This window comes from Halorubrum ezzemoulense DSM 17463 (assembly GCF_002114285.1).
Lineage (GTDB): Archaea > Halobacteriota > Halobacteria > Halobacteriales > Haloferacaceae > Halorubrum > Halorubrum ezzemoulense.
The window spans coordinates 11,607-38,454 of sequence record NZ_NEDJ01000008.1 but is presented as its reverse complement, the minus strand read 5'-3'; the positions used below and the strand labels follow the sequence as shown (position 1 = coordinate 38,454).

The following is a 26,848-nucleotide window of genomic DNA, read 5'->3' as shown; positions in this document are numbered from 1 at the left end:
TACCATGAGTCGCGTCCGGGAGCGACGGCACCGTCGACTCACGCGGCCGGAACGGACCGTCTCAGGCGACTACCGCGGCGCGGCCGACGACGAACGCCACCGCCGCGAGGAAGGTTCCGTACTTAAATCGGCGCTGCGCGGCGGCCGGGTCGGCGAAGCCCTCGTAGGCGGCGTACAGCATGACCGCGTCGGCGACCGCGACGACCGCGAGGTACGCCGCGCCGAGCGTCCCGGAGAGGTACGGTAGCGGGCTGACGGTCACGGCGACGCCGAGCGCGGCCGCGCCGATCCACAGCGCGCGGCGCTCGCCGACCGCGATGGGGAGCGTCGCGAGCCCCTCCTCGCGGTCGCCCGCCACGTCCTCGACGTCTTTGATCACCTCGCGGGTGAACGTCGAGAGACCGGCGAGCGCGGCGAGGACGAGGACCGCGCGCGGGTTCCCGACCGCGGCGCCGCCGAACAGGAACGTCGAGCCGACGAGGTAGGCGACCAGAGCGTTGCCGAGCCCGGGCGTACCCTTGAAGACGCTCGTGTAGGTGACGAGCGCGACGAGGTTCACCGCGGCGATGCCGATCGCGAGGGTCGGGAGTCGGACCGCGAACGCGACCGCGACCGCGAACCAGAGCGCGGCGGTCGCCAGCGCGGTCCGCGGCGAGACGGCGCCGCGGGGGATCGGCCGGCCGGGGCTATTGACGGCGTCGATCTCGCGGTCGAAGTAGTCGTTGATCGCGTTGCCCGCGGCGACCGCGAAGACGGTCGTCGCGGCCGCTAGCGCGGTCGGGAGGGCGGCGCCGCCCGCGCCCGCGACGAACGCGCCGGTGGCCGTGAGCCCCCCGGCGGCGACGCAGTTGCCGAGGCGCGCGAGCTCGACGATACCGCGGAGCGCGTCTCGCACGTCGTCCGCCTACTCCCGCCCGCGAGGAATAAACGGTGTGGGATCGGTCGCGCTGCGCCGCCGGCCCGGCTCGGGTCGTCCAACCGGTCCGCGGGAATCCGCCGAAAAGTAAAACCGGCGCTGCCCGTACCGGCTGTCATGTCCGACGCCGCCGTCAGCGGGGACCGCCGCCTGCGGGTCGACCTCGACGTCGACCTCGTCGACGACAGCGGGTGTCCGATCGTCACCGAAGCCACCGAGGCCGCCGGGGTGGCTGTCAACGCCGTCGGCGAGGAGTGCGTCGTCGACGTGACGACGCCCGACGGCGACGTGCGCCGTGGGACAGGCGAAGTGAGCGAGGACTGCCTCTGTCACGCCTTCTCCCGGCTCGGCTACGCCCCGCACTTCCGGCGCGTCGAGGACGGGACGATCCTCGTGACCGCGTACGTCGACGACCGCGACGCCGTGCGCCGACTGGTCGAGGAGCTCCGCGAGGTCGTCGACCGGGTGCGGCTCGTCCGGCTCGCGGTCGTGGAGGGCCCCGACGCGACCGAGCAGGTCACCTTCGACCTCTCCGCGCTGACGCCGAAACAGCGCCGCGGCCTCGAACTCGCGGTCGTCCGCGGCTACTTCGACGACGACCGCGACGTGCGCCTGAGCGACCTCGCGGACGAGCTCGGGATCAGCAAGTCGGCGCTCTCACAGCGGCTCCGCACCGCGCAGGCGAAGCTGGTGACCGACGTCTTCGACGGCGTCGAAGGGTGAGCGCGGTCCTCTTGAAGGGATACACACGTGAAGCGGGACGCGGAGGTGGCGTCGACGCGTCGGGCCGGGTATGACCGACGACGAGCCACCGGTTCCCGAACCGGCCCGAGACGACGCCACCGTCGAACTCGTGCGCGACGCCATCGGCGTCGCGCGCGGCGAGGTGCCCGCGGAGCGGTTCTCGACGAAGTACGGCACGGGGATCGAGTCGGACGGCGGCCCGGAGTGAAGCCCACCGCCGGACGGCGACTCAGTCGTCCGCGGGCGCGGACCGGTCGGGGCCGTCGATCCGTGCGAAGGCCTCCTCGCCAGCGCGCTCCGACTCCGTGAGATAGCACTTCGGGTCGGGCGCGAACGGGTCGCCGTGCGCGGAGAGCGCCCGGAGCCGCGAGCCGCCGCGACAGATCGACTGGTACGCGCAGTCGGCGCACCGCCCGGAGAGGTGTTCCTCCCGCTCGCGGAGCCCGGAAAGGAGCGGGTTCGACTCGTCGGACCAGATCGCGCCGAACGAGCGGTCACGGACGTTCCCGGGCGAGTACCCCTGCCAGAACTGCGTCAGGTGGACGTTGCCGACGGGGTCGACGTCGGCGACGCGCTCGCCGGTCGGGTCGCCCCCGTTGCGTTCGAGGTACCGGTAGATGAGCCGGGCGCGATCCTCCCCCATCTCGCGGTCGGCGTACTCGACCAGGTGGCCCGCATCGGCGTAGTTGCCGACGAGCAGGGTCTCTATCTCCTCGCCTCGGTCGTGGTACTCGCGGGTGAGGTCACAGAGGTCGGTGACCGCCTTCCGAGTGGCCTCCGGGGAGAGGTCGACGTCGGAGATGTCGGCGCCGCGGCCGCCGTAATCGAGGTGGTAGAAGCAGAAGCGGTCGACGCCCACGTCGGCGAGCAGGTCGACGACGCCCGCGAGGTCGTCGACGTTGTGCTCGGTGATCGTGTACCGCAGTCCGGTCTTGAGCCCCACGTCGAGGCAGGCCTCGATCCCGCGCACGGCGGCGTCGAACGCGCCCTCCGCGCCCCGGATGCGGTCGTTGCGCTCGGGGAGTCCGTCGACCGAGACGCCGGCGTACTTGAGGCCGGCCTCCTTCAGTTCGCGGGCGCGCTCCCGGGTGAGGAGCGTGCCGTTCGTCGAGAGCACCGGCCGGATTCCGCTGTTGTCGGCGTACGCGACCAGCTCGGTGAGGTCCTCGCGGACGAGGGGCTCGCCGCCGGAGAAGAGGAGGACCGGGACGCCGAACTCGGCGAGGTCGTCGACGAGCGCCTTCCCCTCCGCGGTGGAGAGCTCGTTCGGCGCGCCCGCCTCGTCGGCGCCGGCGTAGCAGTGCTCGCAGTAGAGGTTACACCGCTTCGTGGTGTTCCAGACGACGACCGGACGCTGCTGTACCTCCTCGGTGATCTGCGGCTTCTTCGAGCCGTCGGCCGCGTCGTAGCGGAGCCCGTCGCTCTCGGCGTCGAGCCCGCAGAGCAGCTTGCTGACGGATATCATCGCTGGTCCCCCGCGTCGTCGGCGTCGACCGCGTCGGCCGGGGGCGCGCCGCCGCAGGAGACGGTCGGCGTCCCCTCCGTCTCCTCGTAAACGCGCGGTTCGTCGGCGTCCCCGTCGCCATCGTCGCTCTCTCCGGCCTCCGTCCCGTCGTCCGCGAGCGACCCGGCGGAAAACCGGGAAACCTCTGCGGCCGGGCACACCCACACGTCGCGGGCGTACCACGCGAAGAGCTTGCTCGCCTCCTCGTGGGCGGCGTCCGGCGTCGGGGCGGCGACGGTTCCGACGTGGCGGAGCGGGTCCGACTCCGCCTCGCGGACGAACACCTCGAAGCGGCGACCGTCGGCCGACCGCGGCCCGTTCGCGCCCTCGCTTCGGTCCGTCTTCTCGACCATACCCCACCGTACGGACGGTTCCCCGAACGGGGTTTCGCGCGTTCCCACGGCCGCGAAATTCGACCGAACGGGTTCGGGCGAGACGGTAACGCGGAGGGGTCGCCGTCCGAGTCGAGCGACGGCGGCAGACCTGCCGCTCCCGGCTCCGAGAGAATCGAGGACCGCGTACGCCGCGATCCCGTGTGAGAGCGGCCGTTACCGAAGGAGAAACCCGATCAGATGACGCGGTTCTGCAGGTAGTCGAGGTGTTTCGCGTTGTAGACGATCTTGACCTCGTCGGTGGCCGGGCTCCCGATACAGGTGAGCCGGACGTTCTTCTCCTCGACCTCCTCGTCGGAGAGGATCTGCTGCATGTCCATCTCGATGTCACCTTCCTTGACGATGGACGCGCAGTTCGCGCACGCGCCGGCGCGGCACGAGAAGGGCCAGTCGTAGCCCTGCGCCTCGGCCGATTCGAGGATGTATTCGCCTTGGTTCACTTCGAGGGTGCCGTAGTCCTCTTCGTCGAGGCCGGCGTCTGCGGCCTCCTCGAAGAGATTATCGTCGTCCATCGACCAGCCGTGGTCGTCGAGCACTTCGTAGTTGAGGTATTCTACTGTGGGCATCACCTGACGGTTTGGCGCCCACCTCATTAGGCTTTGCTGTTCCCCGTCCGCCGCCGCCGAGACGAGAGCCCGACGACCGAACGGGTTCGGCACGTTCCGTCGCCTCGTCCGGGGATCGGGGCGTCGTCGATCGGCCGGGTTCCTCACCGCCGGCGACCTCCGTCCGATCGCGTGACTGCGCGTTATCGCGACTGATACGAGGTGAGTAACAATAAATAGCGTACGACGCGCAGAACGTACCGATGGAGGAGTCCGTCGTCGCCGACTTCGTGGGCCGCGTTCACGCGGCGAGCCTGTCCGCCGACGAGCCGGCGACCGGTCGCGTCCTGTTGAGCCAGCGACGGCTGGTCCTCGCGACCGACGACGGCAAGGAGACGATCCCCCTCTCGCGGGTGTTCGACGTCGTCGTCGGGAGCGTCCCCGGCGACCTGCGCTCGTTCTTCAACGACAGCGTCACCGTCGCGTACGAGCGCGACGGGTCGCGGCGCTCGGCGCTCGTGGAAGGCGAACCCGACGACATGGACAAGTTCGTCAGGCTGCTGTTCACGTCCCTGTTGCGGAACGTCACCGTGACGGTGCGACACCCAGCGAAGGTCGGCGGCCGCGTCACGGACGCGACCGACCACCGCGCCTCGGTGTCGGTGTCGCCGGGCGAGATACGGTTCAACAACTGTCCGGACCCGTTCACGGTCGACCTCTCTTCGGTGATCGACTACGAGCGGACGGACCGCACCCTCGGCGGGAAGAAGCGCCCCGCGCTCGTCTTCGAACACGTCGTCGACGACCAGACGGTCACGTCGATCACGACCGTGCCGAACGAGCGCGCGCTCAACATCCTCGGCCGGTACATCAAGATCGAGTACGACGAGGCGATGGAGGACTTGGAGTCCTTCGACCCGACCGAAGAGCAGCTGGAGATCCTCGTCTCTATCTACTCCGCGGGCGGCGAGGCGAACATCGCGGACGTCGTCACCGGCGACGTCGCCCAGACGTCGATGATCCTCGACACGCTCCGAGAGGAGGACCTCGTCGCCGACGGCGACAGCGGGACCACGCTCACCCGCAAGGGACAGATGATCGTGAGCTCGTACCTCGAATCCGTCAACGCCTGAGCGCCGCACGCGGACTTTGGGCCGGACGCGGCGCGCGCTCGGGGGAAGTTTCATAGTCGTGTACCCGTAGGTATCTCTCATGCGAGACAGCAACCACCCCGGCGGCGAGTCGCCGCTCGACGCCGTGGTCCGCGAACGGGGACTCGACGCGCCCGACGGGGCGGGGAAGCCCGATCCGACCGGGGACTCGACGTGTCCGGGCGACGCCGGCGGTTCGGGGCCGCGAGTCGCCCGCGTGCCGGAGAGCCACACCCACGACACGTTCTCTGTCGAGGGGATCGAGACCGACCGCCGCGAGGGGTTACTGGAGACGGTCCTGCGCGACGTCGACGGCGTCAGCGCCGCCTCGGCAACGCGGCGCAACGGGACCGTCGGCGTCCACCACGACCCGTCGCTCTCGCGGGACGCGCTCCGCGGGGAGCTCGAATCCTGCGGCCTCGTCGTCGCGCCCGGCGACGAGGCGTTCGAGTCCCGGCGCGCCTCGCAGTTCGCGTCGGCGCGCGTCGCGGTCGCGACCCTGTTCGGCCTGATGGTCGCGACGCCGTACATCGCAGTGCTGTACCCGACCCGGGTCGAGTGGCTGTTCTACGACCCGGTGACCGTCCAGTACCTTCAGTCGATCCTCGACTCGCAGATGACGACGCACTTCTTCATCAACCTCGGCGCGCTCTCGGGGCTCGCGTTCCTCGTCGCCTGCGGCCCGACGATCCGTCGCGCGGCCGCGGCGGTGCGCGACGGTGAGTTCACCAACGAGGTCGCGTTCGTCGGGGGGGTCGCCGCCCTCTACGGCTACAGCACGCTCACCGCGTTCACCGGGCTGGAGGGCGCGGTCCACTACGACCTGGTCGCGTACGCGGTCGTCGTCGCGACCTTCTGGACGCAGTTCGGCGTCACGGACACCGCGGTCGATCCCGCGTCGCGCGGCGAGTCCGCCGCGGAGCCGGCCGACGCCGACGCGGACGAACCGGTCGCGATGACCGACGGCGGGCGCTGACGCGTCACGGCGGTCGTCACTTTTACGATCGCGCGCTGATCCCGCTCTCGACCGTTTCCGATTCCGCTCGCTGACCCGCCCGCTCGCCTTTTACCGTTCGTGCGTCGCTTCCGGAGAGTCACTCCGCCGCGTCCGCGCCCGCGACGGGCGTCCCGCTCTCGTCGACGGTCATGACGCCGTCGACGGTGACCTCGTCGCCGACGGCGAGGACGTCGCCCCACGATCGCTCCTCGACGACGGTGTTGACCATCAGCCGGAAGTCGTGGTCGAAGCGGTCGCTCGCGGTCCACTCGGGCAGCGTCTCGCGGCGCTTCTGGACGAACCGCTCGCGGAACCCGTCGATCTCGGCCCCCGTGTCCGGGTCGCGAGAGGGGACGACGCAGCGCTGACACGGGTTGACGCCGATCAGCGCCGTGTCGCCGACCGCGACGCGGACGCCCTCCCCGTGGTCGGCGAACAGCCTGTCCTCGAAGAACGCCGGGCAGTCGTCCAACACGACGTTCGGGCGGAGCCGCCGGCGCATCTCCGTCGCGTCCGCCACGTCCTCGAACCACGAGGCGACGGTCGCCAGCGTCGCCCGCGAAACCACCGTCGGCCCGCGCGCGGCGCGGTCGTCGGGGAAGCCGCCCGCGTCGTCTCGCACGAGGTCGACCGCGTACCCGAGGTACTCGCCGACCCAGTCGGCCAGCGCGTCGCCTTCGTCGGGGAGCGCGAAGGTGCGCTCGTCGGCCGGGGCGCGTTCCGTCGCCGGTCGCGAGAGCGTCACGGCCGTCGGCGTGGCGTCGGGCGGGCCGGCGAGTTCGTACTCGGCGCTGAGCCCGTGGATCGCCGGCTCGCTCTTCCCGTTGACGTAGCCGCCGCCACCGCTGACGGAGGCGCGCTCCGGGTCGACGCCGGCCTCGACGAGCGCGTACGTGCGGTCGCCGCGGAGCGCGCCCTCGGGGCCGATCGCGGCGCGGTCGACGGCGACGCCGTCACAGGACTTCAGGGGATACGCGAGGAGTTCGGCGACGCGTGTCATACCGCGAGTTCGACGGGCCGGATAAAAAGCGATCGGCCGACGGGGGCGTCCCCGCCGGACGGTGGTCGCGCGCGACGACGGGTCAGAACAGCCCGGCGATGAACCCGACGCCCATGACGACGAGGACCGCCGCGGAGAACGCGGGCAGGTACGGGGTGTACCGCTCGACGCGCTCCCGAGAGCGGTGGTAGCCGGCGATCAGCAGCAACGTGAGTCCGACGATACCCGCGATGACGGTGAGCGCGTAAGCGCTCATCAGTTCGAGACAGTAGTTCGACCCGGCACAGAGCGCGATGATCTCGAACTCCTCCTCGTGGGCGAACCCGAGGACGAACGCGAACCACGCGATTCCCAGCAGGCCGCGGTCGGCCCCCTCGTCGAAGCCGCCGTGCGAGTGGCCGCCGACGAACGGGAGAAGCCGCTTCAATCGAGCGAGGCGTCCGTCGTCGTCATCGTGGTCGTGGCTGTGGTCGTGGTCGTGGCTGTGGTCGCGATCGTGGCCGTGGGCGTGAGCGTCGTGATCGTCCGACGCCTCAAGAGAGCCGTGAGAGTGCCCGTGGACGTACTCGCGGACGCCGAGCCCGATCAGCAGCGCGCCAGCGACGAGGCTGACCGGCCCACCGATCTGGACGCCGCCGAGCACCGTGATCGGCTCGTTGACCTGCGTGAGATCGAAGTAGCTCTTCGCGTAGAAGAAGACGACGACCATCGCGATGCTGCTCACGAGGTGGCCGAGGCCGATGATGGCGCTCGCCGCGAACCCGTACAGCCACTTGTTGGTCTGGTCGAGGGCGTAGGAGGCGGCGACCGGCCAGCCGTGGCCCGGTTCGACGCCGTGGACCGCGCCGAGGAGGACCGCGCCCGCGAGCGGGCCGAACAGTTCACTTGAGAGCATACGCGGCGCTCCGAGCGGGCGGGGTTTAGCGGTTGTTAGTACCGAACCGGGTGAATCGTCATAACGAACCTCTTGTACTCGCGGGATCCACGACGGCACAATGCGAACGAGCTTCAACGTCCCGGACGACCTCGTCGACGAGTTCGATCGGACGTGGCGGGAGGAGGGGATCGAGAACCGGTCGCGGGCGGTCCGCGAGGCGATGCGCGAGTTCGTGGAGTCGCACTCGCGGCTCGAAGACACGACCGGCGAGGTGGTCGCGCTCGTCGGCTTCGACTACCGCCACCACGAGGTCATCCGGGAGCTCCACGGCGCGCAACACGAGTATCAGGACGTGATCCTCAACACGAGTCACACCCACCAGGGCGAGTGGTGTCTGGAGTCGCTGTTCTGCCGCGGCGACGCCGAGCGCGTCCGACAGCTCACGTACCGGCTCCGCGACTTCGACGCCGTCCGTCGAGTGAAGGTGATGCTGATTCGGGACGGCCCCGACTGACCGGGACGAGGTTCCCGAGTGGTAATCGAGGAACGTTCGCCGCGGCGATGTCGTCATCGTCGAGTTCGATCCGACGGAGGGCTCGGAGCAGAGAGGGACACGGCCCTGCGTAGTCGTCCAGAACGATATCGGGAACGAGAACGATCCGACGACCATCGTCCTTCCGATCACGACATCGCGGGGAGACGAACTGTGTCCCTTCGAGATGCGTATTCCGGTCGCGGAGTCGCCGCTTCGGGAGGATTCGGTCGCGCTCTGTAGTCAAATTCGCACGGTGCCTATCGAACACCGCATTACCAACAGCAGTGGTTCCGTCCCGGAATCTCGAACGAAGGAAGTCGACGAGGCGCTCAGGTATGGCCTCGGCCTGATCGATCCCTAGCGATTCTCTCGCTGTTCGACCTTGTTCAACTCGATCAACAGCCGGAAGATCGCCTTCACGAGGTTCGCGTCCACGTCGAAGCGCTCGGCGTTCTCCCCGGCGCGCTCCATCACGCGCTCCTCCTGCCCCTCGTCGGTGGTCGGGAGGTCGCGCTCCTCCTTCACTGCCGCGACGGTGTCGGCGACGTACGTCCGGCGGGCGATCAGCTCGACTATCTCGCGGTCGATGTCCTCTATCTCGTGTCGCAGTTCGTCGAGGCTCCGGTCCTCCGCGTTGGGTGTGTCGCTCATTGGTAGTAGGGTCAGTGATCTGTCGCGGGCGCTCACTCGACGGTCGCGCCGTCGGCTCTCGTCGTCGTTCGCCGCAGCGTTCCGGGACGGTCGGCCCAGGCGTCGGCGACCGCGTCGAGGTCGGTCTCGGGATCGGCCGGGTCCGCGACGGCGACGACGCTCGGGCCGGTCCCCGACAGCGACACCGCGGTCGCGTGCGGCATCGCCTCGACCGCGGGGTCGGCGTCGAAGCCGAGCGCGGCGGAGAACGCCAGTCCGTTCACCGTCATCGCCTCGCCGTACCGCCCGTCGAGCACGAGGTCGGTGACGAGGTCAGCCATGGGCGCGACGGCCTCGCAGCGCGCCACGTCGGCGTCCGCGCTGTAGGCGCGCTCGGGCGGCGTCCAGACGAGAACGTCCCAGTCGACTGTCTCGCGGGCGCGGAGTTCGTCGGCGTCGTTGTCGGTGACGGTGACGCCGCCGAGCATCGACGCGGTCGCGTCGTCGAACGCGCCGGTGACCGTGACGCCGACCTCGCGGGCCGCTCGCACGCCAAGTCGACAGGCCTCCAGGCGGGTCACGTCGACCGCGGGGTCGTCCGGGTCGTCGCCGACCGCGTCGTCACTTGCGCGGCCGCCGTCGCCGACCGCGTCGTCACTTGCGCGGCCGCCGTCGCCGACCGCGTCGTCACTTGCGCGGCCGCCGTCGCCGACCACGAGCCCGAGCGCGTCGCAGGTCGCGAGGACGGTCGCGTTGGCGGCCGCGCTGGAGCTTTTCAGCCCCGCCGCAAGCGGCACGTCGCTGTCGGTCCGGACGGTGCCGCCCTCGCCGTCGCCCCAGCGGTCGGTCGCGAGGCTCACGCAGCGCTCGATCAGGTCGGTGTCGGCGTCGGGGTCCTCGGCGATCTCGCCCGCGACGCCGTCGGCCGCGGGGTCGAGGTCGACCGCCGCGCGCGTCTCGACGTCGATGCCGAAGGCGGCGCCCGTGCCGGTCGCGAGCGCGTTCAACACGGTCCCGGCGCCGAGCGCCGCCGCCCGTCCTTCCATGGGTTCACGGCTCGCGAGCGCGGACAAAGAGGTAGCGATCACGGCGAGTCTCTCTGTCAGGGAGGCCGGGCGCACCGGTTCCGGGGTATCAGAGCGGTTCCGCGCGCCTGACGGCCGCGTCGACCGCGTACCGCTCGGCGTCGGGTCGGACGGGCGTCCCGCCGGTCTCGAACCGGATCGTCACCTCGAACGACCGCGATCTCGTCCCGTCGAACCGGTCGTCGCGGGGGAAGCGTCGCGTGACGTACGCGAACCCGACCGGCTCGCGCTCGTCTGAGCCCCGCGGGACGGCGTACGCGTCGGCCCGGAACTCGATCGTTCCGTACTCGAACCGCCCCGCGTTCTCGACGGTCAAGCGGGCCCTGACCCGCGTCCAGCCGCCGCCCTGCGTCACGTCGCGGACCGTCGCGTCGGTGACGACGAGCCCTGACCCGTCGGGGTTGACCTCGTCGGGCGTCGCTTCCTCGGCGCCGCCGTCGGACCCGCCTCCGTCGCCGTCGGATCCGGTCTCGTCGCCGTCGGACCCGCCTCCGTCGTTCGCGTCCGAGCCGCCGGTCGTCCCGTTCTCGGTCTGCCGAGGGGTCGAGCCGCCCTCCTCCGAGGTCACCAGACAGCCGGCGAGCAGCCCGGCGACGCCGACCGCGACGACGCCCCGCCGCGACGCTCGCCGGACGGGTCGGTCGGCGTCCCGGCCGTCCGCCCCGTCCGCGGAACGGGTCATCGCATCACCGTCCCGAGGACCCCGGTCGACGCGCCGACGGCCGCGGCGACGAACGCCGTCGCGACCGTCGGCACGAACGCGTCCGCCAGCCCGTGCGCCTGCGCGGCGGCGTCGCCCTGCGAGACGACGATCATGGTGACCGCGACCAGGCCGTACGCCAGCGCGCCGAGTCCCGTTCCGAGCCCGCATGTCACAGCCGCGGCGGTGACGCCGCGGGCACGGGACCCGACGAGGACGCCGAGGACGCCGGCCAGCGGGACCGCGCCGACGAGGACCGCCGCGGTCACGGCGAGGTACGACTGGGCGACGAACACGGGTCCGAAGCGCGCGGTCTCGCCGGTCGCGGCGGTCGCCAGCGCCGCCTCCGCCCAGCCCGTCGCGGCCGCGCCGACGATGCCGGCGCCGGCGCCGACGAGGGCGAACGCCGCGGCCACGAGGCCGATCTCGTTCGCGTTCACGCGCCGGTCACCCACCCGTGCCGTAGTCGGCCGTGCCAGCCCGTCCGCTCCTCCCACGCGTCGCCGGAGAAGCCGGTGGCGAGTAGGAACTCGCCCGCTCGGACGAGGTAGCCGTACTGGACGCCGGCGTGCTCGTCGAAGCCGTACCGCTCTCCCTCCGCCTCGCGGTGATAGACGCGGTACCAGGGGGTCGGGCCGCCGTCGTCCCCAATTCCCCCGGCGGCGGCCGTGCCGTTCCCGGTCGCCGGGCCGTTCCCGGTCGCCGAACTGTTCCCGCTGAAGTCGGAACCGGCGAGCGTCGCCTCCGGGTCGATCGGCGCGCGCCCCTCCGTGGCGCCCTCGTCGAGGGCGGTCGAGAGCCGCGCGTCGGCGGTCTCCGCGTCCGGGTACCGCTGGACGTACACCGGGACGCCGTCCAGTTCGCGGGCCCAACCGCGGAACGTCTCTTCGGGCCGATTCCCCGCCGGCGGGCGGCGGGCGAACGAGAAGAACAGCTCCTCGACGCGGTCGGCGGGCCGCGGGATCGGGCCGAGGCGGGCACGCAGTTCGCGCCGGCGATCGGCACTAAGGGCGTCGCCGTAGATGCGCGGGACGCGGTCGCGGTCGATCTCATCTCGGTCGTACGGCCGGTGCGCGAACGTCGAGAAGCCGCGGCTCGCGACGGCGAGTTCGACGAGCGTCCCGGTCGTGACGCGACCCCGTTCGGGATTGTCCGGCGGGAGCGGCGCCAGCAGCCTCCGGAACAGGCGGTTGTGGATCGGGTTCCGCGAGAACTGTTCCTCGACGTAGAGGGAGGTTCCCATGCCCGCCAGCCCGGTGCGCAACCGGTCGAGTTCTTCGAGGGCGCGGTCCACGTCGCCGCGGGGCGCGAACTCGCGTAAGACCTCGACGTGGCGGTCGACTCGGTCACGGATCCGGGACCCGGGCGAGAAGTGCGGTTCGAGGGCCTCGGCCGCGCGGGACGCCGCGGTCTCCCCCGCGGCGGCGACCGCGTCGACCTGTTCGGTCGCGATCGCCGCCTCCTCGTCGACGGTCGCCCGGACCGACCGGACCGTCGAGACCGCCTCGGCGACAGCGTCGCGGTAGGTCGCGACCGCGTCCGGGTACTCGGTCGCGAACCACACCGCGTCGTCGACGACCTCGCGCGTCGCGTCCGCGAGCGCGGCGTTCGTCACCGGCGGGTCGCCGTCGGCGTCCGCCGGGTCGTCGGAGGGGGGGTCCTCTGGCGGGTCGTCGGCGTCGCCCCCGTCTCCCCCGTCGCCCGGCGCGTCGGCGGCCTCGGGCGCGTCGGGATACTCGACGCCCTCGACGCCGAGGCACCCGGCGGTCCCGACGAGGGCGGCGCCGACGCCTAAGAGCGCCCGTCGCGTCCGTTGCATGACACGCACTCCCCGCGGCAGGAACTTAAATGTGGTACGCCGATTCTCGCTGTTGAGGGCGCGCCCGCAGTCCGGCGGTCCGACCGGCAGCCGAGCGACGCGTTGGGGCCGAGGGCCGAGCGCGTCCCTTTTGAGGCCGGCACCCCGAGCGTCGCGTATGTCCGCGCCATCACGCAGCGACGTGCCGCCGACCTCGATCGGCGTCGACCTCCGCGAGGAGGGCGTCGTCGTCGAGTACCTCGACGGCCGAACGACCCTCTACCGGGGCGCCCCCGACTCCGCCGAGGGGTCGGTCACCGCCGGTCCCGGCAAGGAGACGCACGTGCTCGTCACCGACCCGACGGAGACGGAGGGCGTGATGACGTACGTGAACGATTACAAGACCGACGACGAGATCCTCGAGGAGTCCGGCGTCGGTCGCGTCATCGTCGAGGACGGCGATCGCGACGAGGTGTTCCCCGGCGTGATCGTCGGTCGGGACGGTAAGCGCAACGAGGTCGTCGCCGATCCCGAGGTCGCCGGCGGGCGCGTGTTCGTCTTCGTCGAGGACGGTTGGACCGAGGGGAGCTACGAGATCGTCGAGGGCCCGGAGGACGGGCTCGACGCGCACCGGTGACCCCGACGCCGACGGGATCCTTCTGATGAGCCTCGCGAAACCCTGGCGCGAACTCGACCGCTCGACCGTCGGGAGCGCGCCCGATCGCTACGCACTCTACGAACTCGGCGATGCCGACGGCGACACGGTCGGGTTCGGCACGGGCGTCCTCCGCGACGAGCTGAAGGAGGCGCTCGCGTACGGCGACGCCGCGACGGTTCGGTGGGAGCTCGCCGACTCGCCCGACCACGCCGAGCGGCTGCTCGCGGACCACGTCGAGGAGTGACCCACTCGTCCGGTCCGCCCGTCCCGACCGACCGGGAACGACCGACAGACGAAAGGGCCGCGGCCGCCGAGGAGGCGACATGAGCGACGAGGCCGAGACCGACGGCGGCGACGAGGTGCTCCGCGCCAGCGACATCGGCGGCGAGGGGCCGCCGATCGAGGAGAAGCCGTACAAGATCGTCTTCGAGGCGAACAAGTGCTTCGGGGCGGGGAAGTGTGCCGAGGTCGCGGACAACTGGGTGATGGACGTGGCGAGCGGGATGGCGAAGCCGGAGGCGTACTACATCGGCGAGGGGGACCTAGCCGAGAACGTCAGCGCGGCAGAGGCGTGTCCCGCGAAGAAGGACGCGGGTGTGATCCACGTCGTCGACCGGCGGACCGACGAGGAGATCGCGCCGGACCCGCACGGCGACGGGACGCTCTCGGTCGACTGGTAGGGCCCGGGCTTCCGAAAGGGGTTTCACCCCGCCGCCGGTAGCCGAATCCGCGCGGGGGTGGCTGAGCCTGGCCAAAAGCGGCGGACTTAAGATCCGCTCCTGTAGAGGTTCGAGGGTTCGAATCCCTTCCCCCGCACTCCTGCGGCGAGCACTTCGCGAGCCGCGGGTGGAGACAAGGAACGGTTCGAACTAGGGAGCGGGAGGTGAGCGAGCCGCGACGCGGCGAGCGAACGGGAGCGACTGGAGTTCGAATCCCTTCCCCCGCACTCCTGGGGCGAGCACTTCGCGAGCGGCCCGCGAATTAACTGGCACCGTCCACCTGCTCGGCGAGCAGATCTCCGCTCCCGATTCCGAATGTCGATACTGGTGGGACCCGCGTCACGGCCCGAACGACCGACCTCGGAGGACCGGAAGCGGTCGCCCGAGCCTAAAGCTATCAGATGCGATAATCTCTCCCGCACAGTTTTGTGAGGGCGGTCGGAGCAGGGGACATGGAAGTTCCGCCCACCGTCCGGGAACACGCCGGCGTGCCGTTACTCGTCGGGATCGGCGGGGGGTTGTTCGCGACGCACGTGTGGCACGCGATCGGCGAGGAAGAGAGCGCCGCGACGTTCCTGTTGGGTATCGTCGCTCCCATGCTCTTCGCCGCCGGCGTCGTAGGCGGCGGCGTCTGGCTGTGGAGGCGGGACACGGACGGCGAGTACGCGCTCAGAGTCGGGAGTTGGTCCGCGGTCGGAGCCGCCGTCCTGGCCGTCGGTGGGGTCCTCGTGATACTGTATCAGCAGCAGTACGGCGTGGTGATGGACGAGCAGGCGTTCGTCGTCGTCAACGCCGCGTCGGGCGGAGCCCTCCTCGGATTCATCGTCGGCGTGTACGACATCCGGCAGCGGAGAGCGGAGGAGAGAGCGACCCGACTCACCCGGCAGCTAACCGTCCTCAACCGCGTCCTCCGTCACGACATCCGTACCAACGCCAACGTCATTCAGGGGAACGCGAGTCTCCTGACCGAGGAGTCGGTCGACACCGACGAGAAGGCCGACACGATCCGACAACAGGCGACCGATCTGGTGAAACTGGGGAAACAGGCCCGGAGCGTCGAGCAGATCCTGACTACGGAGGAGGTCGACCGAGAGTCACAGGAGCTCACCCCCACCGTCGAGGCGTGCTGCGAGCGAGTCCGGCGCGACAATCCGTCGGCGGAGATCGACGTCTCGCTGCCGCCGACGGTGCCCGTCGTCGCGCACCGGCTGATCGACTCGGCGCTGGCGAACGTCATCGAGAACGCGGTCGAACACAACGACAAGGAGACGCCGCGCGTCCGCGTCGAGACCGAGCCCGTCTCGCGGAATGGGACCGACTACGTCGAACTGCGAGTCGCCGACAACGGGCCGGGGATCGCCGAGAGCGAGATCGAGGTGTTGAAGCGCGGCTACGAGACGGACCTCGAACACACGAGCGGGCTCGGCCTCTGGCTCGTCAGCTGGATCGTGGCGCGCTCGGGCGGAGAGGTCCGCTTCGAGGAGAACGATCCCGAGGGCAGCGTCGTCTGCCTGCGACTGGCGCGGGCCGACGGCGGCGCGCGGTCCGTTGGGGGATCGGACACCGCCGCGTCCGCCGTGTAGCGGTCGCCGAGAGCCGTCTCTGCGTTCGACGACTGCTCTCGCCGCTCGGTCAGCGGATCGGCGCGCCGCCATCGGGTGCCGGATTCGGAGGGAGTCGCACGCGCGGCCCCGTGCTCGCGACCGCGGCGGGCGACGCCGGCGGCAACGGCGGGGCGGAGTGGGGCGGTCGCGCTAACAGCAGAACATGAACGGGTAGACCAGGGCGACGCGGTCGCCCGCCTCGAGCTCCGTGTCGAACCCGTTCTCGTTCTCGTTGAAGTGGCCGTTCACGAGGATCCGGGCGTACGTCGTCGTCTGCTCGCCGACCGGGTTCTTCGTCCACGTCCCCGGCAGCTCGTCCGGCGCCGGCGCCCAACCGCTGTGAGTCGCGTCCGCCTCGGTCTCCGCGATGAGCATCTCCTGAAGCTGCGGATACTCCTCGAACAACTCGTCGAGGAACGCCCGGAGCGTGTCGCCCTCGAACGCGTACTCGAACTCGTACTCGTCGAGCTCCGTGCGGACGTGGCCGGTACACCGGACGGTGACTGTCGTCTCCGCCTCGTTCGCGGCGGTCGGCGCATCCTCCGCGTCCGTGCCGTCCGCCGCTGTCGGAGGCGACTCCGCCAGTTCGCTGGTCTGAGTCATGTGTCGGCGTACGCCGCCGCCTCGGGTAAGACAGAGTGCGAACATGTTCCCCGGGATAGTGCCGACGGGACGCGGGCACCGTCGGCCGTCGCCCTCTGCGCGCGGGTCGAGCCGCCCGCCTCACTCGTCGAGCCGGTCGGAACGCTCCGACCACCCGGTCGCGTCCGTCGCGAGGTCGTGGACCTCCTTCCGGATCCCCGCGTAGTTGTCGACGATGTCCTGCGTGGTGACGATCCCCTCCGGCGTCGTCCCGTCGACGACGACGAGCTTCTTGACGCCCTCCGACCGCATCCGCTTCGTCGCCGTCCGGAGCGTCGCGCTCGGTCGGACCGTGACGAGGGGAGCGCTCGCCGCCTTCCGGACCGGAATCGCCGACAGCGGGTCGTCGGTCGCGTAGCCGGCGCGGAGCACGTCGCTCTCCGTCAGGATCCCGGCCGGCGTCCCGTCGTCGGTGACGACGACGCTGCCGACCCGGTTGCGGAGCATCCGCTCCGTGGCGTCTCGGACCGCGGCGTCGGCCCCGCAGGTCACGAGGTCCGTCGTCATCACCTCCTCGACGAGCATACACTGGGGTACCGCGTCGGCGTACTTGTAGGTGTCTTCGCGGGGCGCGGAACCGGGCGCGGCGCGGAACCGGGCGCGGCGCGGAACCGGGCGCGGCGCGGAACCGGGCCTCGGCCCCGCGCGGCGCGGCCGCCGCCGCTCAGTAGTGCCAGGGGTACTCGCGGAACCGCGGCTCCCGGCCCTCAAGGAACGCGTCGCGGCCCTCTTGGGCTTCCTCTGTCATGTACGCGAGCCGCGTCGCCTCGCCCGCGAACACCTGCTGGCCGACCATCCCGTCGTCGGCCATGTTGAACGCGTACTTCAGCATCCGCATCGCCGTCGGCGACTTCCGAGTCATCTCGTCGGCCCACTCTAGGGCCACCTCTTCCAAGTCCTCGTGCGGGACGACCTCGTTGACCATGCCCATGTCCGCCGCCTCCTCGGCTGAGTAGGTCTTCCCGCGGAAGAACACCTCGCGGGCCTTCTTCTGGCCGATCTGCTTCGCGAGGTAGGCGGAGCCGAACCCGCCGTCGAACGAGCCCACGTCGGGGTCGGTCTGGAGGAACTGCCCGTGCTCCTCGCTGGCGAGCGTCATGTCGCAGACGACGTGGAGCGAATGACCGCCGCCGACCGCCCAGCCGGGGACGACCGCGACGACGGGCTTCGGCATGAACCGGATCAAGCGCTGGACTTCGAGGATGTGGAGCCGCCCCGCCCGCGCCTCGCGGACGAGGTCGTCGTCGTCGTCGCCCGCCTCGTCGTCGTCGCGGTACTCGTAGCCGGAGCCGCCCCGGACGGACTGGTCGCCCCCCGAGCAGAACGCCCAGCCGCCGTCCTTCTCGGACGGGCCGTTGCCGGTGAGGAGGACGCAGCCGACCTCGGCCTGCTTGCGCGCGTGGTCGAGCGCCGCGTACAGCTCGTCGACCGTGCCCGGCCGGAATGCGTTGCGGACCGCGGGGCGGTCGAAGGCGATCCGGACCGCGGGGACGTCGACGGCGCGGTGATAGGTGATGTCGTCGAACTCGTCGGTGACGGGCTCCCACGCGTCGGGATCGAAGATCTCCGAGACCATGCCGGATCGTACGTCCGGACCGTTGATAAACGGCGTCGGATCGACGGACGGAGAACGCGACCGCGCCCGGACCGGGGTGAAGTGAAGCCGTTCGGCTCAGAACGGTGCGCGCTCGGTGCGCCGCACGGCCGGAAGCGGGAGCCGGCTCCGGAGTCCGAGGGGGACGCGGGAGCCGCGACTCGCCCGTCGGGACCCGTCAGTCGTTCTGCGCGTACGCGCCCTTCGGGTGGCCCTTGTGCTGGAGGTTGCGGTTGTCGCGCTTCCGCGTCGCCGTCGCGGGGATGACCTCGCGGGACGGGTCGATCTCGGACCGCGGCATCCCGGTGTACCCGTGGTCGGGATGCTCGGAGCAGTGTGCCATCGCGTCGTGCGAGCCCTCCCACGGGCCCTCGTCACAGCCGTCCGCCGTACAGACGAACACTATCTCCTCTGACATGCTAACCGTGGCTTCCGGGTCGGTGTACAAAAACCCCGCACCAAAATTATCAGAATTGATTACGGGCCGTGTCCGAGGCGGACCGACGGCGCGGCGGAGGGTCAGTCTCCCGCGGCGGGCGCGCCGAACAGCTCGACGCTCGTCCCGTCGTGTCGGCAGTCCTCGAGGGCGTGCTTGGCCGCGAATCCGGCCTCATGGGCGGACGGGCCGCGGCCGACGCCGACCTGGAGCTCGATGTCCACGTCGTCCTGTACGTGGGTGACCGCCGACGAGAACGCCGCCTCCGGGAGGTCGGGACAGACGGCCACGACGTTGTCGCCGCCGACGAAGAAGGAGAGGGCGCCGTGCGCCTCGCGGAGGTGGCGCATCAGCGAGCCGTACGCCCGTTCGATGTTGATGAACGTGTCGAACTCGTTGAGCCGGTCGGTGTACTTGCCGGTCGCGTTGACGACATCGAAGTGCGCGATCTGGAGGTCCGACCGCTCCGTCTCCGAGAGGTACTCGCCCGCGAGCACCTCGGTCCGACTCTCGTCCTGCGCGCTGCCCGCGGTCTGGAGCCGCCGGTTCGCCGCTTCGAGCGCGTCGACCGGGCGCTCGGCGACGGCGGTCCCGAGGCTGATACTGACCGGGTAACGGTTGCCGATCGACTCTTGGAGGGTCGCGTGGGCCGCGCCGTCGACGCCGTTGGTCACCGCGATCATGTTGTCGAAGCGAGTGAAAAAGACGTAGGCGTCGCGGTGGCCGAGGAACTGGGCCACGTCGGCGAAGAGCCGCGACTGGAGCGTCTGGAGATCCATCTCACGGCGCGGCTCCGGCGTCGTCGTCCACGGCCCGTAGTTGTCGATCTGGACGAGGGTCACCTGAGTCGTCGTCACAGTGAACGTCGGTACGGAACCCGGCCGCTTTACCCTTCCGTTATCCCGAAGGTGGGATCGGTACCGAGTTCGTGATCGGCGCCGCGGCGGCAGCGGTCCGTTCGCGGACGCGAGCGCAACTCCTAGGACCGTGGCGCCCCCACCACGAATATGGATTTCAGCGGCGCCGTCCTCGACGTCGACGGCACGGTCGTGCGGGGCGACGATCCGATTCCGGGCGCCCCCGCTGGGTACCGCCGCCTCCGGGAGGTCGGCGTCGAGACGCTGTTCGTCTCGAACAACCCGACGAAGGCGCCGCGGGCGTACGTCGACCGGCTCGGTGGGGCGGGGTACGACATCGACGCGGACCGCGTCTTCACCGCGGGCAGCATGACGACGCGGTACCTGCGGGAGCACCACCGCGACGACGACCTGCTCTGTATCGCCGACCCCGGACTGCTCGACCAGTTCGCCGAGGCTGGGCTCTCGACGACCGACGACGTGGACGCCGCCGACGCGCTGGTCGCCTCCATCGACCGCGAGTTCGACTACGAGGACCTCTGTACCGCGCTCTGGGCCCTAGAGCGCGACATCCCCTTCATCGGTACCGACCCAGACGTGGTGATCCCGGCCCCGGAGCGCGACGTGCCCGGCTCCGGCGCCGTGATCAACGCGATCGCCGGCGTCGCGGAGCGCGACCCCGACGCCGTCCTCGGCAAGCCCTCGGACACCGCGATCGAGATGGTGCGCGAGCGGCTCCCCCACCCCGCCAAGGAGTGTCTCGTCGTCGGCGACCGGCTCGACACCGACATCGCGCTCGGCGAGCGCGCCGGGATGACGACCGTCCTCGTCCGGTCGGGCGTCACCGACGACGCCGACCTCGCGGCGTCCGAGATCGAGCCGGACCACGTGCTCGACCACCTCGGTCAGATCGACCGAGTCGTCGGCTGAGGAACCCCGAAGCGGTCGGTACCCGTTCGCCGCGTGGGAAACAGTTATGTGCGGTCGAGCGTACCGTTCTCGCATGGGAGTGGTTGACTCACACGAGGACCGGACCGGAGACGACGAGGAGGACCCCGAGGAGTCCGTCCGCGTGGTGGAGGGACACGCGGTCCAGTTCAACGAGTACCGGTACTGACGGGCGAGCGCGTTCGGGCCTGACGGGCGAGGGAATGCGGTTGTGACGCCTGGATCGGTGTCCGCGCTGTCCTGACGGCCGGCGCCGGCGTCCGCGCGGGCCGCGACCGACCGCCCGACGGCTGTCGGGACCGTTAAGTGGTCGTCGCGGGTAGCCGAGGGTGTGATACCGAGGCTCCGACGCGCGAGTACCTTCGCCGCGGTGGCCGCGATCGCGGTCCTCGCGCCGGCGCTCGACACCGCCGCAGCCGTCCCCTTCTTCGCCGTCGCCGGGGCGGCGTTCTTCGGCGTCCGCGACGGCGAGTGGTTCGAGACGCTCGCGCTGCCGGGCGACCGCGAGGCGGAGCGCCTCTTCGGCCTCGTCTCCTTCGCGCTCGCCGGCGCGGGCCTCGCGCTGTTCGCGTCGCTGCCGCGCGCGCCGCTGCCGTACGAGGCGTTCGCGGCCGCGACGCTCGCGGTCGGCGCCGGCCGCCTCGGCCGGACGCTCGTCTCCCGCCGGACCGCGGACGAGTTCCCGCTCGTCGCCGGCTACGTGGTCGCCGGCACGGCCGCCGCCCTCGCCGGACAGATCGCGGTGCGCCTTCAGACCGGGGCGCCGGTCGACGGCGCGACGCTCCCGGTCGCGGTGTTTTTCGCGGCGGCCGCGGCGCTGACGGCCGCGCTCGTCCGCTCGCTGGTGTTCTCGCGGGACGCTCACATCACGACGATCCTCGTCGCGTTCGTGACGTGGGGGTTCATCGCCCTGGATCCGACCGTCGACGCCCCCCTCGTCGTCGCCGGCCTCGCGGTGACAGGCGCGCTCGGGTACGTCTCCTTCGCCATCGGCACCGCCTCGGTCGCGGGGATGCTCACCGGGGTCGTCTCGGCGCTGCTCGCGGTCGTCCTCGGCGGCGTCGGCTGGTTCCTTACCCTCATGTCCTTCTACGCGTTCGGGGGGCTCGCCTCGAAGTACCGGTTCGACGAGAAGGCGGCCCGCGGGGTCGCCCAGGAGAACGAGGGGGCCCGCGGCACCGGGAACGTGCTCGCGAACTCGGCGGTCGCGCTCGCGGCGGTGGTCGGCTACGCGGTCGCGCCGCACCTCGCCGTCCCGGCCGCGCCCTTCGGCTTCGCGTTCGCGGGCGCGACCGCGACCGCGATGGCCGACACGCTCTCCTCGGAGATCGGCGGCCTCTACGACGGCCCGCGGCTGGTGACGACGCTCCGCCGCGTCGAGCCCGGGACCGACGGCGCGATCACCTGGCAGGGCGAACTGGCCGGCCTCGCCGGCGCGCTGCTCGTCGGCGCCCTCGCCGCCAGCGGGTCGCCGCTGATCAGCCCGGTGGTCGCCGGCGGCGTCGCGGCGGGCGGGGCCGTCGTCGCGGCCGGCGTCACCGGGATGACCGTCGACAGCCTCCTCGGCGCCCTGATCGAGGGGGATCGCGTCGGGAACCAGTCGGTGAACTTCCTCGCGACGCTCGCCGGCGCCGTCGTCGCCGTCGCGCTCTGGGCGGTGGTGTGAGATGACGGGCGACGGCGACGGCGCCGGGCGAAAACCCGACGCCTCCGGCGATCCCGACCCACGAGTGCGCCCCGGCCGACCCGCCGACGCCGACCGGATCCGCGGGCTCCAGTCGCACCTCAGGCAGCCGAGCCCGGACCTCCTGGAGTACGGCCTCGCGGTTGGCGCCGCCCGCGTGAGCGTCGCCGAGGGACGCGTCGTCGGCTACCTCCTCCCCGTGGACGCGCCGAACCGCCCGGGGCTCCACGTCGCGGAGCTCGTCGTCGCGCCCGGCTTCCGGCGCGAGGGGCGCGCCCGCGGGCTCCTCGACGCGGCGATCGCGGACGCCGACGGCCCCGTCACGCTCCAGGCCCACCCCGACAACGACGCCGCCCGCTCGCTGTACGAGTCGCTCGGCTTCGAGGTCGTCGACCGCCGACCGGACGCGTACGCCGACGGCGACGCGCTCGTGCTGCGATACGTCTCGTAAGGGGTCGGCGGCGCGCTCGTATGCGGGGACCGCAGGCACAAGGACTATTCGAGCGCCACGCCTCCGGACAGCCATGAGTGACGCCGACGCGGAGACGGGGTCGATCGAGGTCGACTTCGGCGAGGACGGGCTGGTGCCGGCGGTCGCCCAGGACGCCGACTCCGGCGAGGTGTTGATGCTCGCGTACGTCTCGCCGGAGGCGCTGGCGCGTACCCGCGAGACCGGCGAGGCGCACTACTACTCCCGGTCCCGCGAAGAGATCTGGCACAAGGGAGATACCTCGGGCCATACCCAGTCGGTCCGGGAGGTCCGGGTCGACTGCGACGCCGACGCGCTGCTGTACCTCGTCGACCAGGCCGGCGGCGCCTGCCACACCGGCCACCGCTCCTGTTTCCACCGGACGGTCGACGGCGAGAACGTCGGCGAGCGCGTCTTCGACCCGGACGAGGTGTACTGACCGATGTCGGGGGAAACCGCCGGCGCCACGTCGGGAGGCGCCGGGGGCGACAAGGACGACCCCGTCCGCGGGGCCGGCGAGGCGGCCGCGCGGCTCCGGGAGCGCTACGACGAACTCCGCCGGATCGAGTCGCGGATCGACGACCACGGGCGGGACCGGGTCGAGGCGGCGGCCGACGCGTACCGCCACGCGCACCGGATCCTCGACCGATACGAGGAGGACGCGGTCGGCTCCGGCGACTTCGAGTCGTACGTCCGGTTCCGCGGCCAGTTCGGGGACGCGGTCGACGTCGACGACGACCTGCCGGCCGCCGAGGCGTTCGAGGCGGCGGACGAGGCGGTCGACAAGCGGCGCCTCTCCGACGAGGACTTCGCGACCGCCCGCGAGGCGCTGGAGCCGGCGGGGGAGTTCGTCGACCTCCTGGAGGCGTACGACGACGCGGTCGACGACTACCGGGCGGGCCGGAAAGCGGCCAAGGAGGCCCGCAAGCGGCTGGAGTCGCGGGTGGAGGAGCTCCGTGAGGTCGCCGACATGGCCGACGCGGACCTCGACGCGGACCTCGACCGCCTCCGCGGGCCGATCGATTCGTACGATGAGGCGGTGATGGAGGCGTTCCGGGAGTTCTTCAAGTCGGCGTCCGCCCGCGAGGTGTTCGACTTCCTCGACCGCGCGGACGCGACTCCCTTCGTCGACGTCGACGTGCCGCCGACCGACCTCGCGGAGTACGTCGAGACGCACGCGGCCGGCGAGGAGCCGCCCGCGACGCTGCTGGAGTACGCCGACTACACGAACTCGAAGCTCGACCACTACGTCGACGACCCGGGCGCGCTCCGCACGGCGGTCGCGGTCCACCGGACGTACCTCGAACGGCTCGACGGCGAGCCGCTGACGCTCGACTGGCCGCCGAAGCCGGGCGACGAGCTCGCCTACGAGATCGACGAGCTGGTCCCGCTCGTCGGGCGGATCGCCGACGACGACGCGGTCGCGACCCTGCGCTCGGTCCGCGAGCTCGCGCGGAGCGACGAGTACGGGCGCCTCCGCCGCGCGGCGGAGGTGCGCCACGCGCTCGACGACGGGGACCTCGCCCTGATCGAGCGCGGCGAGGCCGACGAGCGGCTCGCCGAGGCCGAGCGGACGCGCTCGGTCGTCGACGACGTGTTGAGCGAGACGGAGCGGTGAGCGGCGCGGGCGGCGACCGGATCCCCCGCCGTCGAGTGCGGATTTTTAAGCCTCGTCGCGGCGGAGCACGGGTATGACCCGATTCGACGCCGCGACCGAGGACGAGCGGCTGAAGCTGCTCGCCGACGCCGCGGCCGCGCACCGCGCGCGCTCCGGCGACGTGATGACCGTCGACGTCGACCCCGACAGCGACGACACCGGTGGCGGCGAGGTCCCGCCGTGGATCCAGCTGGCGGGCACGGAGCTGATACTGGACTGTACCGACGCGGAGTTAGAGCGGCTGAAGACGCTCCTCTCCGAGTTCCCGGAGTTCCGGATCGACGAGCTCGTCAGCCCGGAGGAGGCCGAGGGGACGAACGCGGTCGTCACGGCGCGCTCGGACGCGAACCGCGTCGCCGGGTTCGTCGAGCGCGCCTTCCGAGAGGTGTACGAGCTCGACGCCGAGTACCGGGCGTGGGTGACGGCGATCTGAGGCGGGCGATCGGCAAAGGCGTCACCGACCGGCCGGGCGTTACCGGCCGACCCGAACGTCACCGACCGCGGGTCACTTCGCGAAGTAGCTCGTGAAGTAGCCCGAGAGGAAAGAGCTGATCGCGACCGCGAGGAGGAGGTCGGTCGTGTCGTGGTCGCCGTCGTCGGCCGCGAACCAGGTGACCGCGACGCCGATGCCGAGCGAGATCAGGCCGTTCGCCGTGTCTTCTTTGACTCCCATACCCCCCGTTGGCGGCGGAGCGACAAAACCGATGCGGCGGGTCCGGTCTCGTCCGCACCGCGGCGAGTCGGCGCGGTCGCGCTAGCGCCCTCACCGCCGCTCAGTGGAACCCGCGGTCGACGTCGTCGTCCTCGATCAGGTCGTCGAGCTCGGCGGTGAGCAGCTCCTCGGCCTCCTCGAAGGTGTCGGAGAGTTCGTCGAGCTCGTCGGGCCGTCCGTCGAACTCGTACTCCATCGGGCCGAAGGCGGGGGAGTCGACCGCTTCCATCACGTCCTCAAAGAGGTGGTCCGGGTCGGTCGGCGCCTCGGCGTGGACTCTCAGCGTCTCGGTGGGCCGCGTCGCCATCTCCTCGGCGTGGTCCTCGTCCTCGGGCGCCGTCCGGACCGCGAACCGCCCGTCGCTGTCGGCGTCGGGCAGGAGCGGGTCCAGCCCGTCGTCGACCTTGCGGGCGACCTGCGCTCCGACGCCGCGGAGGTCGCGAGGGTTCTTCGCGTACGTCTTCAGGTGGTAGAGGCCGACGCTCGGGTGACCGAAGTAGAGGTCCTCCCCGAGGCCGCCGCGGCGGGAGCCGGCGACCGCGCGCCAGCCGTCGGGGTCGGTCGAGTCGCTCGCGACGTCCGCGAGGATGTCGTCCCAGTCTCGCACGCGCATGTCGGTCGACAGTACGGAAACGCGGGCGCAAGAGCGTGTCGGTGGCGGCGGCGCGCGCCGGAGCGGGTCGTCAGGGCGCGTGGAACGAGGGCGGTCGGCGGGACTACTGGTAGGCCTGAATCCCGGTGAGGTCCTCGCCGAGGATCAGGGTGTGGATGTCGTGGGTCCCCTCGTAGGTGTAGACGGTCTCCATGTTCGCCATGTGGCGCATCGGGGAGTAGTCGGCCGTGATCCCGTTGCCGCCGAGCATCTCGCGGGCGATCCGCGACTGGTCGCGCGCCGTCCGCACGTTGTTGCGCTTGGCCATCGAGACGTGCTGTGGCCGCAGCTCCCCCGCCTCCTTGAGGTCGGCGAGCCGGTGGGCGAGCAGCTGCGCGAGCGTGATCTGCGTCGCCATCTCCGCGAGCTTCTCCTGTTGCATCTGGAAGCCGCCGATCGGCTTGCCGAACTGCTCGCGGTCCGTGGCGTACTCCCGGGCGGTCTCGAAGCAGTCCTGCGCGGCGCCGACGGCGCCCCACGCGATGCCGTAGCGGGCCTGTGTCAGACACGACAGCGGTCCCTTCATCCCCTCGACGCCGGGGAGGCGGTTCTCGGCGGGCACGCGGACGTTCTGGAGGCTGATCTCGCCCGTGATCGACGCCCGGAGGCTGAGCTTCTCGTCGATCTTGTTCGTCGTGACGCCGTCGCGGTCGGTCTCGACGAGGAACCCGCGGACGGGCGTCCCCTCCTCGCCGTGGTCCTTCGCCCACACGACCGCGACGTCCGCGATCGGGGAGTTCGTGATCCACGTCTTCGAGCCGTTCAGGACGTACTCGTCGCCGTCGGGCTCGGCCATCGTCTCCATCGCGGAGGGGTTCGACCCGTGTTCCGGCTCCGTGAGCCCGAAGCAGCCGACCGCGTCGCCGGCGCCGAGCCGCGGGAGCCACTCCTCCTTCTGCTCGTCGCTGCCGAACGCGTGGATCGGGTACATCACTAAGGCCCCCTGGACGCTCGCCATCGACCGGAGCCCGGAGTCGCACGCCTCCAGCTCGCGCATCAGCAGCCCGTACGCCGTCTCGCTGACGTCCGGCAGGCCGTACCCGTCGAGGTTCGGCGCGTAAAAGCCCATCTCGCCCATCTTCGGGATGAGCTCCGTGGGAAACGTGCCATCGATCCAGTGGTCTCCCATGTCGGGGACCTCGCCGTCGACGAACGAGCGCGCGGAGTCGACGAGCAGCCGCTCCTCCTCGGACAGCGTCGACTCCATGTCGAAGTAATCCAGCATACGATCGCTTGCGATCCCACGGATAAATAAGTACACTCTCGCCCGCCGAGACGCGGGAAATTGGCCGTCGAGACGGATCCGTGGCTCGCGCTCGGACCGCGTCGGTCCCCTCGGTCG

The 26,848-nt window shown here is 71.2% G+C and carries 34 protein-coding genes, 1 tRNA gene and 1 pseudogene; 17 read left to right on the top strand and 19 right to left on the bottom strand.

Going from position 1 to position 26,848, the window contains the following annotated elements:
- Positions 1-61: 61 nt before the first annotated feature.
- Positions 62-895 (bottom strand): geranylgeranylglycerol-phosphate geranylgeranyltransferase, encoded by an 834-nt coding sequence (locus B9H04_RS04105; RefSeq protein WP_049931599.1) that lies wholly within the window; start codon positions 893-895, stop codon positions 62-64.
- Positions 896-1,033: 138 nt separating this feature from the next.
- On the opposite strand from B9H04_RS04105, the gene B9H04_RS04100 reads away from it, so the two are divergent.
- Positions 1,034-1,639, top strand: coding sequence for a helix-turn-helix domain-containing protein (locus B9H04_RS04100; RefSeq protein ID WP_049931600.1), 606 nt, complete (start codon positions 1,034-1,036; stop codon positions 1,637-1,639).
- A 70-nt stretch (positions 1,640-1,709) separates the two neighbouring features.
- Positions 1,710-1,868 (top strand): hypothetical protein, encoded by a 159-nt coding sequence (locus tag B9H04_RS18560; RefSeq protein WP_155120037.1) that lies wholly within the window; start codon positions 1,710-1,712, stop codon positions 1,866-1,868.
- Between the two features lie 21 nt (positions 1,869-1,889).
- Here the strand turns inward: B9H04_RS18560 and B9H04_RS04095 are convergent, their stop codons facing one another.
- From B9H04_RS04095 to fer, 3 genes are all read right to left on the bottom strand, one after another.
- Positions 1,890-3,125, bottom strand: a complete 1,236-nt coding sequence (locus B9H04_RS04095) for a TIGR04347 family pseudo-SAM/SPASM protein (RefSeq protein WP_085682471.1) — start codon at positions 3,123-3,125, stop codon at positions 1,890-1,892.
- Positions 3,122-3,517, bottom strand: coding sequence for an Htur_1727 family rSAM-partnered candidate RiPP (locus B9H04_RS04090; protein WP_049931603.1), 396 nt, complete (start codon positions 3,515-3,517; stop codon positions 3,122-3,124). The genes B9H04_RS04095 and B9H04_RS04090 overlap by 4 nt, the downstream gene beginning before the upstream one ends.
- A gap of 215 nt (positions 3,518-3,732) precedes the next feature.
- Positions 3,733-4,122, bottom strand: coding sequence for a ferredoxin Fer (gene fer / locus B9H04_RS04085; RefSeq protein WP_049931604.1), 390 nt, complete (start codon positions 4,120-4,122; stop codon positions 3,733-3,735).
- A gap of 242 nt (positions 4,123-4,364) precedes the next feature.
- Between fer and B9H04_RS04080 the strand changes: the two genes are divergently transcribed.
- Together B9H04_RS04080 and B9H04_RS04075 are read left to right on the top strand one after the other, a co-directional pair.
- Complete coding sequence (locus B9H04_RS04080; protein ID WP_049931605.1) at positions 4,365-5,234, top strand: CheF family chemotaxis protein; 870 nt, start codon at positions 4,365-4,367, stop codon at positions 5,232-5,234.
- A gap of 79 nt (positions 5,235-5,313) precedes the next feature.
- Positions 5,314-6,228, top strand: coding sequence for a hypothetical protein (locus B9H04_RS04075; RefSeq protein WP_049931606.1), 915 nt, complete (start codon positions 5,314-5,316; stop codon positions 6,226-6,228).
- Between the two features lie 118 nt (positions 6,229-6,346).
- Here B9H04_RS04075 and B9H04_RS04070 read toward each other — a convergent pair whose 3' ends face one another.
- Together B9H04_RS04070 and B9H04_RS04065 are read right to left on the bottom strand one after the other, a co-directional pair.
- Positions 6,347-7,249, bottom strand: a complete 903-nt coding sequence (locus B9H04_RS04070) for an MOSC domain-containing protein (protein WP_049931607.1) — start codon at positions 7,247-7,249, stop codon at positions 6,347-6,349.
- 82 nt (positions 7,250-7,331) lie between these two features.
- Positions 7,332-8,144, bottom strand: coding sequence for a hypothetical protein (locus tag B9H04_RS04065; RefSeq protein ID WP_049931608.1), 813 nt, complete (start codon positions 8,142-8,144; stop codon positions 7,332-7,334).
- 100 nt (positions 8,145-8,244) lie between these two features.
- Between B9H04_RS04065 and B9H04_RS04060 the strand changes: the two genes are divergently transcribed.
- Positions 8,245-8,640, top strand: a complete 396-nt coding sequence (locus B9H04_RS04060; RefSeq protein WP_049931609.1) for a CopG family ribbon-helix-helix protein — start codon at positions 8,245-8,247, stop codon at positions 8,638-8,640.
- A gap of 31 nt (positions 8,641-8,671) precedes the next feature.
- Positions 8,672-9,022 (top strand): annotated as a pseudogene (locus tag B9H04_RS04055) (type II toxin-antitoxin system PemK/MazF family toxin); the annotation flags it as partial.
- On the opposite strand, the gene B9H04_RS04050 reads toward B9H04_RS04055, so the two are convergent.
- From B9H04_RS04050 to B9H04_RS04030, 5 genes are all read right to left on the bottom strand, one after another.
- Positions 9,019-9,312 (bottom strand): chorismate mutase, encoded by a 294-nt coding sequence (locus B9H04_RS04050; protein ID WP_049931610.1) that lies wholly within the window; start codon positions 9,310-9,312, stop codon positions 9,019-9,021. The pseudogene B9H04_RS04055 and the gene B9H04_RS04050 sit on opposite strands and share 4 nt — an antisense overlap.
- A gap of 32 nt (positions 9,313-9,344) precedes the next feature.
- Positions 9,345-10,337, bottom strand: coding sequence for a shikimate kinase (locus tag B9H04_RS04045; protein ID WP_049931612.1), 993 nt, complete (start codon positions 10,335-10,337; stop codon positions 9,345-9,347).
- Between the two features lie 88 nt (positions 10,338-10,425).
- A complete protein-coding gene (locus B9H04_RS04040) occupies positions 10,426-11,058 on the bottom strand; it encodes a hypothetical protein (protein ID WP_049931613.1) in 633 nt (210 codons plus the stop codon).
- A complete protein-coding gene (locus tag B9H04_RS04035) occupies positions 11,055-11,516 on the bottom strand; it encodes a hypothetical protein (RefSeq protein ID WP_049931614.1) in 462 nt (153 codons plus the stop codon). The genes B9H04_RS04040 and B9H04_RS04035 overlap by 4 nt, the downstream gene beginning before the upstream one ends.
- The gene (locus B9H04_RS04030) at positions 11,513-12,895 is read right to left on the bottom strand and encodes a hypothetical protein (RefSeq protein WP_085682470.1); all 1,383 of its coding nucleotides are present in this window, start codon (positions 12,893-12,895) and stop codon (positions 11,513-11,515) included. Before B9H04_RS04030 ends, B9H04_RS04035 begins: the two co-directional genes overlap by 4 nt.
- Before the next feature lie 157 nt (positions 12,896-13,052).
- On the opposite strand from B9H04_RS04030, the gene B9H04_RS04025 reads away from it, so the two are divergent.
- From B9H04_RS04025 to B9H04_RS04005, 5 genes are all read left to right on the top strand, one after another.
- Complete coding sequence (locus B9H04_RS04025) at positions 13,053-13,511, top strand: DUF5796 family protein (RefSeq protein ID WP_049931616.1); 459 nt, start codon at positions 13,053-13,055, stop codon at positions 13,509-13,511.
- A 25-nt stretch (positions 13,512-13,536) separates the two neighbouring features.
- Positions 13,537-13,776, top strand: a complete 240-nt coding sequence (locus B9H04_RS04020; protein WP_049931617.1) for a DUF7508 domain-containing protein — start codon at positions 13,537-13,539, stop codon at positions 13,774-13,776.
- Positions 13,777-13,855: 79 nt separating this feature from the next.
- Positions 13,856-14,212, top strand: a complete 357-nt coding sequence (locus B9H04_RS04015; protein WP_049931618.1) for a hypothetical protein — start codon at positions 13,856-13,858, stop codon at positions 14,210-14,212.
- A gap of 51 nt (positions 14,213-14,263) precedes the next feature.
- Positions 14,264-14,348 (top strand) — tRNA-Leu (locus B9H04_RS04010).
- A gap of 355 nt (positions 14,349-14,703) precedes the next feature.
- A complete protein-coding gene (locus B9H04_RS04005) occupies positions 14,704-15,834 on the top strand; it encodes an ATP-binding protein (protein WP_049931619.1) in 1,131 nt (376 codons plus the stop codon).
- 171 nt (positions 15,835-16,005) lie between these two features.
- Here the strand turns inward: B9H04_RS04005 and B9H04_RS04000 are convergent, their stop codons facing one another.
- The 5 genes from B9H04_RS04000 to B9H04_RS03980 all read right to left on the bottom strand — a co-directional run bounded on the left by B9H04_RS04000 (position 16,006) and on the right by B9H04_RS03980 (position 19,384).
- On the bottom strand, positions 16,006-16,458 hold the full coding sequence (locus B9H04_RS04000; RefSeq protein ID WP_049931621.1) for a MoaD/ThiS family protein: 453 nt from the start codon (positions 16,456-16,458) through the stop codon (positions 16,006-16,008).
- Positions 16,459-16,578: 120 nt separating this feature from the next.
- Positions 16,579-17,022, bottom strand: coding sequence for a CBS domain-containing protein (locus B9H04_RS03995; protein ID WP_049931622.1), 444 nt, complete (start codon positions 17,020-17,022; stop codon positions 16,579-16,581).
- 139 nt (positions 17,023-17,161) lie between these two features.
- The gene (locus B9H04_RS03990) at positions 17,162-18,073 is read right to left on the bottom strand and encodes a 1,4-dihydroxy-2-naphthoyl-CoA synthase (protein WP_049931623.1); all 912 of its coding nucleotides are present in this window, start codon (positions 18,071-18,073) and stop codon (positions 17,162-17,164) included.
- A 196-nt stretch (positions 18,074-18,269) separates the two neighbouring features.
- Positions 18,270-18,509 (bottom strand): hypothetical protein, encoded by a 240-nt coding sequence (locus tag B9H04_RS03985; protein WP_049931624.1) that lies wholly within the window; start codon positions 18,507-18,509, stop codon positions 18,270-18,272.
- A 101-nt stretch (positions 18,510-18,610) separates the two neighbouring features.
- Entirely contained in the window at positions 18,611-19,384 is a 774-nt protein-coding gene (locus B9H04_RS03980; protein ID WP_049931625.1) for a GTP cyclohydrolase III, read from the bottom strand.
- Between the two features lie 150 nt (positions 19,385-19,534).
- On the opposite strand from B9H04_RS03980, the gene B9H04_RS03975 reads away from it, so the two are divergent.
- From B9H04_RS03975 to B9H04_RS03950, 6 genes are all read left to right on the top strand, one after another.
- Positions 19,535-20,314 carry an HAD-IIA family hydrolase gene (locus B9H04_RS03975; protein WP_085682469.1) on the top strand — a complete coding sequence of 260 codons (780 nt, stop codon included), beginning with the start codon at positions 19,535-19,537 and terminating at the stop codon, positions 20,312-20,314.
- Between the two features lie 349 nt (positions 20,315-20,663).
- On the top strand, positions 20,664-21,998 hold the full coding sequence (locus tag B9H04_RS03970; RefSeq protein ID WP_085682468.1) for a DUF92 domain-containing protein: 1,335 nt from the start codon (positions 20,664-20,666) through the stop codon (positions 21,996-21,998).
- Between the two features lies 1 nt (position 21,999).
- Positions 22,000-22,467, top strand: a complete 468-nt coding sequence (locus tag B9H04_RS03965) for a GNAT family N-acetyltransferase (protein WP_049931629.1) — start codon at positions 22,000-22,002, stop codon at positions 22,465-22,467.
- A gap of 73 nt (positions 22,468-22,540) precedes the next feature.
- Entirely contained in the window at positions 22,541-22,924 is a 384-nt protein-coding gene (hisI, locus tag B9H04_RS03960) for a phosphoribosyl-AMP cyclohydrolase (protein WP_049931630.1), read from the top strand.
- Positions 22,925-22,927: 3 nt separating this feature from the next.
- Entirely contained in the window at positions 22,928-24,103 is a 1,176-nt protein-coding gene (locus tag B9H04_RS03955; RefSeq protein WP_049931631.1) for a DUF7118 family protein, read from the top strand.
- 73 nt (positions 24,104-24,176) lie between these two features.
- The gene (locus B9H04_RS03950; RefSeq protein WP_049931632.1) at positions 24,177-24,575 is read left to right on the top strand and encodes a hypothetical protein; all 399 of its coding nucleotides are present in this window, start codon (positions 24,177-24,179) and stop codon (positions 24,573-24,575) included.
- Positions 24,576-24,647: 72 nt separating this feature from the next.
- Here B9H04_RS03950 and B9H04_RS18555 read toward each other — a convergent pair whose 3' ends face one another.
- The 3 genes from B9H04_RS18555 to B9H04_RS03940 all read right to left on the bottom strand — a co-directional run bounded on the left by B9H04_RS18555 (position 24,648) and on the right by B9H04_RS03940 (position 26,731).
- Entirely contained in the window at positions 24,648-24,815 is a 168-nt protein-coding gene (locus tag B9H04_RS18555; RefSeq protein ID WP_167373073.1) for a hypothetical protein, read from the bottom strand.
- Between the two features lie 100 nt (positions 24,816-24,915).
- Positions 24,916-25,467, bottom strand: coding sequence for a hypothetical protein (locus B9H04_RS03945; protein WP_085682467.1), 552 nt, complete (start codon positions 25,465-25,467; stop codon positions 24,916-24,918).
- Positions 25,468-25,570: 103 nt separating this feature from the next.
- On the bottom strand, positions 25,571-26,731 hold the full coding sequence (locus B9H04_RS03940; RefSeq protein WP_049931634.1) for an acyl-CoA dehydrogenase family protein: 1,161 nt from the start codon (positions 26,729-26,731) through the stop codon (positions 25,571-25,573).
- Positions 26,732-26,848: the final 117 nt, after the last annotated feature.